A 12,711-nucleotide genomic window follows, 5' to 3' on the forward strand; every position below is an offset into this window, starting at 1 on the left:
AACCAATAAAGAAAAACACACACTTTGGAAAATTGATACCCAAAGTGAAGTAGATTGGTTGCAAGAACATTTCGAAAACATCTCGAATTTATACATTGCAGATGGACATCATCGTTCGGCTTCGGCGGAATTGTTGTTCGAGCAAGACAAACATTTGGGCAACGAAAATCTAAATTATTTCATGAGTTTCTTAATTGCCGAAAGCAACGTAAAAATTTACGAGTTCAACCGATTAATTCGTGATTTAAATGGTTTGTCGAAAGATATTTTCATTAAAAAATTATCAGAACATTTTGTCATCATAGCAAAAGACCAAGAAATTTGGAAACCTCAAAACAAGTTTGAATTTGGAATGTACTTAGATGGCAGTTTTTATGCTTTATTCTACAAAAAAGAAAATCACCAACAAGCTTCTATTTTAGACAATTTAGATGCCCAAATTTTATACGATAAAGTACTTTTTCCATTATTAGGAATCGAAGATTTAAGAAACGACGAACGCATTGATTACATTCCAGGAAAGCAATCGATTTCCGTAATAAAAGATTTAATCGACGAAGGCGAATTTGAAGTAGGTTTCATGCTCTACCCTTCCGACATCAATGAAATCAAAGCATTAGCCGATAACAATTTAATCATGCCTCCAAAATCAACCTATATCGAACCGAAGTTTAGAAGTGGTTTGGTGGTTTATGAGTTGTAGTTTTTTAGAGAAAAGAAGCAAGAGAAAAGAAAAAAGACACAACTTTGTCATTTCGACAGAGGAGAAATCACATAAGTGAAAAAATGAAGAAGATTATAGCTCTAATATTACTTTCCATAATTGTTTTTGTAATAGTTTTATGTAACTATAAGCCAATAGTTATAACATATCTATCAGGAAATGCAATCATTTTAGAAAAAGTAAAAAATTATACTGTTATTATTGACGGTAATAAATATGAAGAGGTATTATTTAGAGACAATAACAAGTTAATACTTTTTCTTAAAAGTCAAAATATTTCAAAAGAGTATTCAATTGTATCAATTGAAATTAAAAACAATTTAGTTGGATACAATTGTTCTTCAAAAAAATGTTATGATATCTTTTTAGGTTATCTATTTCAAAGTGATATGGGAAAAATGTTTGTCCCTTTTGATAACAAAAGTAAAGGTCCAAATTTTGAAGCAAATTTAAAAATAGACGGTGATAATATAGAATTTTATATTCCGAAAGAAGAAAATGGAAAAATCCATATCCAATTAAATTTACAAGATTCATGTACATAGCTGAAAACCTCAATACCATAAAATCCCAACTTCCAGTTCACGTTACCTTAGTTGCGGTTTCAAAAACCAAACCTGTAGCGGATTTAATGGAAGCGTATGATGCTGGCCAACGTATTTTTGGAGAAAACAAAATCCAAGAAATGACCGACAAATGGGAAGTCATGCCAAAAGACATTGAATGGCACATGATTGGTCACGTGCAAACCAATAAAGTCAAATACATGGCGCCTTATGTGAATTTGATTCATGGAGTGGATAGTTTGAAATTATTGCAAGAAATCAACAAACAAGCCGCTAAAAACAATCGTGTGATTGATTGTTTGTTGCAGGTTTATATAGCTGAAGAGGAATCAAAATTTGGTTTAGACGAACAAGAATTAGATGAGCTACTGAAACAAGTTCAGCATGACAAGGAAAACTTTAAGAACATCCGAATCGTAGGTTTAATGGGAATGGCAACCTTCTCTGAAAACCAAAACCAAATCGAAAAAGAATTCAAACATCTAAAAACGATTTTTGATAAACACAACCAACTTGAAACTTCAAACTTGAAACTTGAAACCCTTTCAATGGGCATGTCGGGAGATTATCAACTCGCAATTTCATGCGGAAGTACGATGGTTCGAATTGGAAGTAGTATCTTTGGAAGCAGATAATAGAGAATAGACTAAACTCTTTTAAACTTATAACCCTTTAAACATTTAAACTATTTACTGTATACTCGACATAGAAACCACTGGAGGCCAATTCAACGAAGAAGGAATTACCGAAATCGCCATTTATAAATTTGATGGTCATGAAGTAATAGATCAATTCATTAGCCTTGTAAATCCTGAAAAACCAATTCAACCTTTTGTGGTGAAATTGACCGGGATTAATAACGCTATGCTAAGAAGTGCTCCAAAATTCTATGAAGTAGCCAAAAGAATCATCGAAATTACGGAAGGTTGCGTGATTGTAGCGCATAATGCTTCTTTCGATTACCGTATTTTAAAAACCGAGTTTAGACGTTTAGGTTACGATTTTAAAAAACAAACACTTTGTACCGTTGAATTAGCTAAAAAGTTAATTCCAGGTCAAGAATCATATAGTTTAGGGAAATTAGTGCGTTCGCTTGGAATTCCAATGGCAGACAGGCATCGTGCGAGTGGTGATGCTTTGGCAACTGTGAAGTTATTCAAAATGTTGATGGTAAAAGACGTTGAAAAAGAAATCGTCAAAAGTTTCATCAAAACCGAAATCAAATCGGGAATGTCGCCAAAATTGTTGGATATTGTAGAGAATTTACCTTCTAAAACAGGTATTTACTACATTCACAATGAAAAAGGCGATTTGATTTACATTGGCAAAAGTAAAAATATCAAAAAACGTGTGAACCAACATTTCACAGGAACATCAAGCAAAAGTAAAAAAATCCAACGCGATGTTTATGCGGTAACTTTTGAAGAAACAGGAAGCGAATTAATAGCTCTTTTAAAAGAAAGTGAAGAAATAAAAATCAACAAACCGATTTATAACAGAGCCCAACGCAAAAGTATTTTCCAATATGCGTTGTATCAACATAAAAACGAACAAGGTTACATTGCTTTAACTGTAGAAAAAGCTGATGGCAGAAAAAAAGAAATCACTTCGTTTACATCGTTACAAGAAGCAAGAAACGCATTATTTAAGATAACCGAAAAACATAATTTGTGTCAGAAAATCAATGGTTTATATGATACTCAAAATGGTTGTTTTCAATACAAAATTAAAGAATGTAATGGTGCTTGTTTGGGAGAAGAAAATCCAGAAAGTTATAACGAACGCGTGTTAGAATTCATCGAAGAAAACACTTTTGAAAACAACAACATGGTGATTATCGATCGTGGAAGAACTTTTGATGAAAGAAGTGCAATTTTAATTGAAAACGGAATTTATAAAGGGTATTGTTTTTATGAATTAAATTATCAAATTACCAATATTGATATTCTTAAAAATATCATCATTCCAATGCAACATAATCGTGATACAAAAACGATTATTCAAACCTATTTACGCAAAAATAAAGTTTACAAAGTAATTCAATTTTAATTGCTTAATTTTGTTTTTATGAATGAAGTTAAGTCGCAATACGAGATTTTCAAACAAAAAGCTCACATCATTATCTACGGAACTAATACTGTTGCTGGTAGACTTTTCGATTTAATTCTTTTAGGTTTAATTTTACTGAGTGTTGTCTTGGTAATGCTAGAAACCGTAAAAGAATTCGATGGAAAATACCACTCTTTCATTTTAGTTTCCGAATGGATAATAACCATTTTCTTCACAATTGAATACATTTTACGAATCATTACGATAAAAAAACCCATCAATTACATTTTAAGTTTTTACGGAATTATCGATTTGGTAGCAATTTTACCGATGTATTTATCTTTTTTTGTAACTGGAACAAGTGTTTTCACTGTTATTAGAGCCTTACGACTATTGCGATTATTCAAAATATTAAACCATCCTCAATTCTCAAGTCAATCGGTGCATTTGCGAGAATCGATTATTGCGAGTCGAGGTCGTATCTTGGTTTTCATGTACTTTATTTTGATAAGTTGTATCATAATTGGTTCGGTAATGTATGTTGTAGAAGGAGATGAAGCTGGATTTACGAGTATTCCAGTTTCGATTTATTGGTGTATTGTAACTTTAACGACAGTAGGATTTGGTGATATTACCCCTATTACGCCTTTAGGACAATTTATTGCTTCATTTGTTATGATTATGGGTTACGGAATTATTGCAGTTCCAACTGGAATTATTACAGCAGAAATTGCAAAAAACACACCTAGAACAAGAGAAAGTGACAAAAAAGTTTGCCAAAACTGTGGTAGTCACGAACACTTAATTAACGCAAAATTTTGCCAAGATTGCGGACACGAATTATAAAATGAATTACCTAATTACCATTATCGGACCTACAGCCATCGGAAAAACGGCTTTGAGTATTGCTTTAGCACAACATTTTGGTTGCGATATTATTTCGTGCGATAGTCGTCAGTTTTTTAAAGAAATGAAAATTGGTACAGCTGTTCCTAGTGATGAAGAATTAGCAGCTGCAACACATCATTTTATTCAAAATAAATCGATTTTTGAAAGTTATTCTGTTGGAGATTTTGAGCAAGAAGCTTTAACTAAATTGGACGAATTATTTCAAAAAAAAAACATTCAAATAATGGTTGGTGGTTCTGGATTATATGTCGATGCCGTTCTGAAAGGTTTTGATGATTTTCCAGATATTGATGATTCGGTTCGAATTGAAATTAATGCTAAATATGATGAATTAGGAATCGAATTTTTACAAGAACAACTTCAAAAATTAGATTCGGAATATTACCAAAAACTACAAACTGAAAATCCGCAAACCTTACAAAATCCGCAACGTATGAAACGTTTTGTAGAAGTTTGTATCGGAAGTGGAAAACCGTATTCCAGTTTTATTGGAAAACGAAAAAATGTTAGAAACTTCACTCCTATCATAATTGGTTTAGAAGCGGATAGAGAAATTATGTATAACAGAATCAACAAGCGTGTTGATATTATGCTAAATGAAGGACTTTTATCCGAAGCGCAAACATTATATCCAAACAAACAGTTGAATGCGTTACAAACTGTTGGTTACAGAGAATTATTCGATTATTTTGATGTAAAAACCACATTAGATTTCGCCATCGAACAAATTAAAATGAACACACGACGTTTTGCAAAACGCCAAATCACTTGGTTTAAACGAACAGAAAACGTGAGTTGGTTTGATTATTTAACCGATAGAAAAGAGATTATAAATTTTGTAAACAATACAATTAATAATAAAGAAACACAGATTGAATAAATTTAAAAAGTTATTATAATTTCTCTAATTTTTATAATATGTGTTCCAAAAAATAAAAAAATTAAAATGCCCATTTCACCAAACTTTACATCTATTTTAGAACAAGAATACGAAATCAATTTTTTGCAATGCTATCCAAATGGCTTGTTGAAATATACCGAGTTGTGCAATATTTTTCAAATTACAGCTGGAATTCATGCTGATTTAGGCGGAATTAGTTTTAGCGATATGCAAGAACATCACCAAGCTTGGGTAATGAGTAAAATGCGTTTGGAAATTATCAACTTGCCGAAATGGAAAGAGAAAGTAACCGTTAAAACTTGGATAAAATCGTTAGAAAATTCGCGTTCGACACGTTGTTTGGAATTGTATCGTGGTGATGAGAAATTAGCGGGTTGTGAAACCTATTGGGCAGTTTTAAATACACAAATTAGACGACCTGAAAATTTAGCATTACCTCACGAACATTTCATTAAATATCCAGAACATAATGCTACTAAAAAATCGGTGCAGCGTATTAACTTAGATGTTCCGTTTGAAAAAGTGTTGGATTATAAAGTACAATTATCCGATTTAGATATTGTAAATCATGCTAACAACGTGAAATACTTGGAATGGTGTTTGAATACGATGGATAAAAAATTCGTTTTAAAACAACACATTAAAGGTTTTGAAATGAATTTCTTAAAAGAATTAAATTGGAATGATGAAGCGGTAATTTCAAAAAATGAAAATACGTACATCATTTCTAAAGACGATAAGATTTGTTATGCTTTAGAAATTATTGAATAAAAAAAGTCCTGAATTACTTCAGGACTTTTTATTATTTTTTGATTACTAATCTAAAACCTTCTCCGTGAATGTTTAAGATTTCTACGTTCTCATCTTGCTTTAAGAATTTTCTCAATTTAGCAATGTACACGTCCATACTTCTTGATGTGAAGTAGTTATCGTCTCTCCAAATTTTTGTTAACGCTAATTCTCTTGGCATCAAATCATTCTCGTGAAGTGCTAACATTTTTAATAATTCGCACTCTTTTGGTGATAATTTAATTGGTTCTTGACCTGGAAAAGTTAAGAAACGTAATTTTGAATTTAAGTGGAATTTACCGATTTCGAACTCAAATTTAGTCGTATCTGGTTTAACTTCAGTAGCTTTTCTTTGAATGATTGCTTTGATTTTCATTAAAAGTACTTCAGAATCAAAAGGCTTGTTCAAATAATCATCTGCTCCTACTTTATATCCTTTTAAAACGTCTTCTTTCAATGTTTTAGCCGTTAAAAAGATGATCGGCACTTCTTGATTTTTTTCGCGAATTTCTCTCGCTAAAGTATATCCATCTTTGTAAGGCATCATTACATCTAAAATACATAAATCGAAAGTGTCTTTTTTAAATTTTTCAAATCCTTCCATTCCGTTTTTAGCTAACGTAACGTCAAAATCATTTATCATTAAATAATCTTTTAAAACCGCTCCAAAGTTTGGATCGTCTTCAACTAATAATATTTTCTTTGCTTCCATAGTAATTGTGTGTATATTTTTTTTAATTTATTAATGGCATTTTTATAATAAAGGTACTTCCTTTACCTTTTTCGCTTTCTACAAATATTTGGCCGTTGTGGTCTTCAACTATTTGTTTTACGTAGGCTAATCCTAACCCATGACCTTTTACATTATGTAAATCTCCCGTATGTTCTCGGTAGAATTTTTCAAAAACTCTTTTTTGTGCTACTTTACTCATTCCGGCACCTTGATCTTGAATTTTTATCAAAATAAAGTCTTTAATATTTTCTGTAAAAACATTAATTACAGGTGCATTTGGCGAATATTTTATAGCATTATCTAACACGTTTACTAATACATTAGTAAAATGTACTTCGTTTAATAGAATCGTACTTCGTTGTGCATTAAAATGCTGATGAACTATACCTTCTCTATCTTCTACAATTAAACTAACGTGTTCGATTGCATCTTCAATAATTTCGGTTACGTCTCTTGGTTCTTTAGAAATGTCTAGCTCATTCTTTTCTAATTTAGAAATTCGCAATACATTTTCAACCTGAGCGTGCATTCGCTTGTTTTCTTCTTTTATCATTTGAAGGTAACGTTGTACCTTTTCCTTATCATCTATAATTTTAGGGTTTTTAATTGCATCTAAAGCCAAATTTATAGTAGCAATAGGTGTTTTGAACTCGTGTGTCATATTATTAATGAAATCGGTTTTGATTTCAGAAATTTGCTTTTGTTTGATTAATTGATTCAACGCACTTGAATACGTTAACACAATAACCAAAGTGAACAATAAGGACAAACTTGAAATTCCAATTAAAGAAGAGAATACAAATTTATTTTTTTGGGGAAAACTAACTAACAGTTGGTATTTAGACATTCCTTCATTATCCTGAAAAACGGGAATTCCGTAAGTTGTTTTTACATCATATTTAAAATCTTCAGAACGTACTTTTGTTGCTAAGCCATTACTATAAATACCAAATTCAAAAGGTGTTTTTACTCCATATTTGTGAAGCTCATCTTTTAAGTATTTACCTAATTGTTCTGTAGAAACTCTTTCTTGCAATGGTTTTAAAGACACTACATCTTTAAAAGCTACTTCAAAATTAGCTTTATCCAAACTAGAAACACTTCCCGATTTTTTTATCGTAACATCAGGAAAAGAACGCATTTGTAAACTTCCGTCGTTTAAAGAGTTTCCGCTATAAACTTCTGTTTTTCGTTTAGAAACTACATTTCCAAAATTGACTGAATTTGCATTTTTATCAAAGAACGAACCATTGATTCCGTAGTTTTCTGCTACTAAAGTATTAGTGTAAATTATAGTTTCATTTGTTTTTTTATCGCGTTCGTAGAAATATATTTCTTTTAACTCGTCTTCTTGTGGAACTTTTCCTGTACTATCTATAATCTTATTGTAGTGATTATAGAAGGTAACCAACTCTTTTTCTTTAATTGTGTTGGAAACATTTCCTAAAACTTGCTGAACGTGATATTTGAACTCCTCTTCATTTTTATCCAATGAGGTAGAAATCCAATACAATTGAACTAATATGATTCCAATTAATGACAAACTCATTAAAAAGACCAATAATCTAAACCTTGACTTATTCATCGAAACAAATTTAACATTTTAACATTTCTCGTTAAAATACATTAACCAAAGATTAACATATAAACAAAATTTTATGTTTTTGCTAATATTTTAAGAATTTCATCGGTTTTTAAGAAAGTATCGTTTAAATTTATATTATCAATTATAAAATCACTCCATTTTTTCTTTTTTGAGTCAGGAAGTTGATTGTTAATTCTAACTAAAATGTCTTTTTTTGTTAAATTATCACGTTTCATGGCTCTTTCTATCCTAAGTTCTTCTGGAGCAGTAATTAAAATAACTTTATCACAGTGCTTATTTCCACCTGTTTCAAATAAAATAGCAACTTCTTTAATTACAAAAGGGAAGTCTTTGTGGTTATTTAACCAATTTTTAAAATGAAGTTGTACTTCAGGATGAACAATGGCATTTAATTCTTTTAACTTTTCTGGATTGTTAAAAACGAATTCGGCAATTTTTTTTCGATTTAAAGATGTATCATCATTAAGAACTGATTCTGAAAACAAATTTTGAATTTTTTGCTTTACATCTTCACGTTCCATAATTTTCTTGGCTTCTTCGTCAGCAATGTAAACAGGAATTCCTTTTGAAGCAATATAATTTGCTACGGTAGATTTTCCGCTTCCAATACCACCAGTTAAACCAATTATTTTAGTCATATTTATTTCTTAAAAAACAACTCAGGAAAAGCTTCTTGAGGTTTTTGTTTTAAAATTGAGATTTTAAAGTATGATAGTAAAAATCCTTTTCCATAACCATAAAACTGAATTATGGTAGCCCATAATGAATATAACGCAATTTTTAGATTTTTATTGAATAATAACGAAGTCATAAATAATAGTAAAAAGTAAAATCCATAAAGCGCAAGAAAAAAGGGAAAATTAAAAAAAGCTAAGAAAACCGAAAATAAAAATCCTATTAGAAATAAACTTGGAAACCAGAATGTAATTTTTTTGTGTTCTGGATACCATGAATTTAAAATAGGTCGTGCTTTTCCAAATTTATTGACTTGGATTTGGAACTTTTCCCAACTAATTCTTCTTTTATGATATACGAAAGCACTTTTTATTAACTTAGTTTTGAAACCTAAGTTCCATAATCGAATAGATAAATCAGGATCTTCACCAGGATGGATATTTCCAAAACCATTTGATGCTTCAAAAGCTTTTTTGGATAATCCCATGTTAAAACTTCTAGGTTGAAATTTATCAACTTTTTCACTTCCACCTCTAATTCCGCCAGTTGTTAAGAAAGAGGTCATCGTAAAATTAATTGCTTTTTGAATATCGGAAAACGAATCTAATGCCGCATCTGGACCTCCAAAACAATCTACATATTCTAATTCTAAACTTTTTTGAACCTGAGTTAAATAATCTGAAGGAATAATACAGTCAGAATCAAGAATGATAAAATAATCACCTTTAGCCACTTTCATTCCGTAATTTCGAGAATCTCCTGGACCTGAATTTGGTTTAAAGTAATAGGAAATGGTTAACTCATCTTTATATTTTTCAATTATATTACCACATGGAATTGTAGAACCATCTTCTATGATTACTGTTTCAAAAGGAATAGTTGATGTAAACTTAGATAAGCTTTCAAGCAATTCATCAATTTCATCAGGTCGGTTGTATACTGGAACAATAAATGAAAAATACATTTTATTTTTTTTACAAACCTACATAATTTTTAAAGATTTTAAATAGTTGTTATCTAATTTATATGGGTTATTTCTTCCTTGTACATAATTAAATTTTAGAAAAAAGATAAAAAAAAGTCCCGAATAAATCGGGACTTTAATCATTAACTAAATTTAATATTTATTGCTTAACAACTTTTAATGTTTTAACGTTGTCTCCTACTGTTACATTTACAATGTAAGTACCAGCACTTAATTGAGACATATCAACTTGAGTTGAAGTAGCGTTAATATTTTTAGAAATTACCTCTTGACCAATCATGTTGATTACTCTAATTGAAGAAATTTCAGAAGTGTAAGACACATTTAATACATCTTTTACAGGATTTGGATAAGCTGTGAAATTAGCGTTATCGAAAGAATCAGATGATAAAGTTGTAGTTACGTCAATAGTAAACGGTCCTTCAGGAGAATCCCCAGAACCACTATAGTGTCCTACATTAATATAATAAGTAGTTCCTAATGTAGAAGCTACAATTGTATAAGTTTCACCTACACTTGTTCCTTCATCATCAATACTATCTACACAAGTAAAAGTACCACAAGAACCAGTATAAATACCAAGTTCTGGATCCCATCCTGTAACAGCAGTAACATCAATAATAATATCAGCTCCATTACCTACAACAGTATACCATACTCCATCATTCATACCTGTACAAGTAGAAACTACAGGACCTGTAGCCGCTGAAGCATCTTGAGAATTACTATATGGCATTGAAGAAATAGCAATTGCATTAGCACATTCATCATTAGCAGGAGCTGCAGGAGGTGTTCCAACGCAAATATTAAAATTAGCTACAGCTCCAGGAGCAGCTCCCCAACCATAAACAGCAACGTAATAAGTAGTACCTGGGGTAAGTCCTGTTAAATTGTATGTCTCAGGATCACTACTACCAACTAAAGTTAAAGCAGAACATGTTCCTGTACCATCAAACACAGCAATACCCATGTCTGTTGAAAAACCAGTAACAGCTACAACATTAAGTAAAGATATTCTATGTGCAGTTCCTGTAGCAACAAAGCTATACCAAACATCATTATCTGGAGTACCTGTTACTGTAAATGTTGGTTCAATACCTGAATCAGTAGCAGATTGAGTTGTTCCAGCTGTAACTGTACCACAAGAAAAATCAGGATTTACAGTTAAAGAAACAGCATTAGCACAATTATCATTAGCAGGAGGACAAGCATAATTGAATGAACCTAAAGGTAAATTACAAGTGGCATCCGAACCGTGTAATAAAGTTAAAGTAACCGAAGAACCACTAGCAAATGGTCCAACATTTACTACTCCAATAGCTGAAACTGGCCATGAAGTTGTTCCATCTGTAATAGAAGGTGTTCCACTTCCTAAAGCAGTTACATTTACGTCAATAGAATATTGAGCAGTACCACAAGCAGGAACTACAGTTGTTGTAGCTGCTGGTGGCGTACACGAAGCTGCAACAATATTAACTGTAAAATCAGCAGTTTCACCATAAGTACCAGAATAACATGGATTAGATGGTGTTTGTAAAGCATCAGTAGCCACTATTCTCATTCTATGTTGTCCTAGTGGCATTGTACCTGGCATAACAAAAGATGCGTTATGAGTTACAATAGGAGTATTAGGAGCTAAACCAGTATAAACAATCTCTGAAGCATCTAAATTAAAATCGTCATTTGCATCAATCCAAATAACAATATTATAATCATAACCAAAACCTGTATCAAAAGAAATTTGAACGTTGTTATTAATTCCTTGAGACATATCTACAGGTGTTGCAGTATGATCATTGTAAACTGGAGATGTTGAAACTGTATTTGCAAAATTTGTTGACACAATTTGAACATTTGTGATACCTAAACCATCAACAGAAGTTGGAGCAGATACACAATAACAACCATTAACATTTGTAGCGAAAGATTGTTCTGTACAACCAGTTGCTGAACCATTAGCATTATAAGGAACAATTGTATAAAAATATGTAGTATTAAAGTTACCAGTAAAGTTATAAGAAGTACCAGAAACTGAAACCGCATTTGCAATATCATTTCCACCAGTTGTTGTACCAATAGTAACGTAATATCCATCAGCACCAGATGTAACATCCCATGTAATAGAATTAGCATAGTTTCCACATGTTGGATGAGGAGTTGCTACAACATTAGTTGCACAAACAGGTGGTGCCGTTGGAGCGTCTTCAACAGTAACATCGTCAATAGAAACATACCAACCATCAGCTGGCGCATCTTCACGAGCAAATGCAATATAAACTAAACCACTATATGCACTTAAATCAACAATATACTCAGTATATGTAGTTGTTATCTGAGTAGTAGTTAGAGTTAATAAATTGTTAGAAGCAAAGCTTGGAATATCTCTTCCTGTAGTAGAAATTCTAACATTTAAATTATCTGGTTCAAAATTTGAATAATGTCTAACCCAAAACTTTAATCTTTTAGCTGTAGTACCTAAATCTAATTGTGGAGAAACTAAGTAGTCATTATTTACAGTATTAAAATCTGTATATAATTCTGCAGATTGACCATTTCTTGGTATAGTAGTTCCATTCATATTCCATTGATCACCATCAGCATTACCATTAACAACTAACCAACAAGATTCTGTAGTTGAATCAGTATTAAATGTTTCAACAAAAGGGAACGTATTTATAGCAGAACATAAAGTTCTGAAAGTAAATGGACCAACCCAAGCACTATATCCAGCACCTCCACAGTCAGCTCTTACCCAAAATTCATAATTTGTATTT

General features: G+C 31.4%; 12 protein-coding genes. 7 read left to right on the forward strand and 5 right to left on the reverse strand.

Annotated features, from left to right (window positions below; all coding sequences use genetic code 11):
• From L6Q46_RS08200 to L6Q46_RS08230, 7 genes are all read left to right on the forward strand, one after another.
• On the forward strand, positions 1 to 703 hold a 703-nt coding region (locus L6Q46_RS08200; protein ID WP_291283899.1), incomplete at its 5' end, for a DUF1015 family protein.
• Between the two features lie 83 nt (positions 704 to 786).
• Complete coding sequence (locus L6Q46_RS08205; RefSeq protein WP_291283900.1) at positions 787 to 1,269, forward strand: hypothetical protein; 483 nt, start codon at positions 787 to 789, stop codon at positions 1,267 to 1,269.
• Entirely contained in the window at positions 1,260 to 1,925 is a 666-nt protein-coding gene (locus L6Q46_RS08210) for a YggS family pyridoxal phosphate-dependent enzyme (protein ID WP_291283901.1), read from the forward strand. Before L6Q46_RS08205 ends, L6Q46_RS08210 begins: the two co-directional genes overlap by 10 nt.
• A gap of 52 nt (positions 1,926 to 1,977) precedes the next feature.
• Positions 1,978 to 3,339 carry an exonuclease domain-containing protein gene (locus L6Q46_RS08215; protein WP_291283906.1) on the forward strand — a complete coding sequence of 454 codons (1,362 nt, stop codon included), beginning with the start codon at positions 1,978 to 1,980 and terminating at the stop codon, positions 3,337 to 3,339.
• A gap of 18 nt (positions 3,340 to 3,357) precedes the next feature.
• Positions 3,358 to 4,185, forward strand: a complete 828-nt coding sequence (locus tag L6Q46_RS08220) for an ion transporter (RefSeq protein ID WP_291283902.1) — start codon at positions 3,358 to 3,360, stop codon at positions 4,183 to 4,185.
• A gap of 1 nt (position 4,186) precedes the next feature.
• Entirely contained in the window at positions 4,187 to 5,128 is a 942-nt protein-coding gene (gene miaA, locus L6Q46_RS08225; RefSeq protein WP_291283903.1) for a tRNA (adenosine(37)-N6)-dimethylallyltransferase MiaA, read from the forward strand.
• A 66-nt stretch (positions 5,129 to 5,194) separates the two neighbouring features.
• Complete coding sequence (locus L6Q46_RS08230) at positions 5,195 to 5,920, forward strand: acyl-ACP thioesterase domain-containing protein (RefSeq protein ID WP_291283904.1); 726 nt, start codon at positions 5,195 to 5,197, stop codon at positions 5,918 to 5,920.
• Between the two features lie 31 nt (positions 5,921 to 5,951).
• On the opposite strand, the gene L6Q46_RS08235 is transcribed toward L6Q46_RS08230, so the two are convergent.
• From L6Q46_RS08235 to L6Q46_RS08255, 5 genes are all read right to left on the reverse strand, one after another.
• Positions 5,952 to 6,650 carry a response regulator transcription factor gene (locus tag L6Q46_RS08235; RefSeq protein WP_111565637.1) on the reverse strand — a complete coding sequence of 233 codons (699 nt, stop codon included), beginning with the start codon at positions 6,648 to 6,650 and terminating at the stop codon, positions 5,952 to 5,954.
• Between the two features lie 22 nt (positions 6,651 to 6,672).
• Positions 6,673 to 8,256, reverse strand: coding sequence for a HAMP domain-containing sensor histidine kinase (locus L6Q46_RS08240; protein WP_111565636.1), 1,584 nt, complete (start codon positions 8,254 to 8,256; stop codon positions 6,673 to 6,675).
• A 71-nt stretch (positions 8,257 to 8,327) separates the two neighbouring features.
• The gene (gene coaE / locus L6Q46_RS08245) at positions 8,328 to 8,915 is read right to left on the reverse strand and encodes a dephospho-CoA kinase (RefSeq protein ID WP_111565635.1); all 588 of its coding nucleotides are present in this window, start codon (positions 8,913 to 8,915) and stop codon (positions 8,328 to 8,330) included.
• A 2-nt stretch (positions 8,916 to 8,917) separates the two neighbouring features.
• Entirely contained in the window at positions 8,918 to 9,916 is a 999-nt protein-coding gene (locus L6Q46_RS08250) for a glycosyltransferase (RefSeq protein WP_111565634.1), read from the reverse strand.
• 160 nt (positions 9,917 to 10,076) lie between these two features.
• Positions 10,077 to 12,711 (reverse strand): choice-of-anchor J domain-containing protein (locus L6Q46_RS08255; protein WP_291283905.1); only part of this gene is annotated, 2,635 nt, incomplete at its 5' end.

The sequence above is a fragment of the Flavobacterium sp. genome, from assembly GCF_023151265.1.
Classification (GTDB): domain Bacteria; phylum Bacteroidota; class Bacteroidia; order Flavobacteriales; family Flavobacteriaceae; genus Flavobacterium.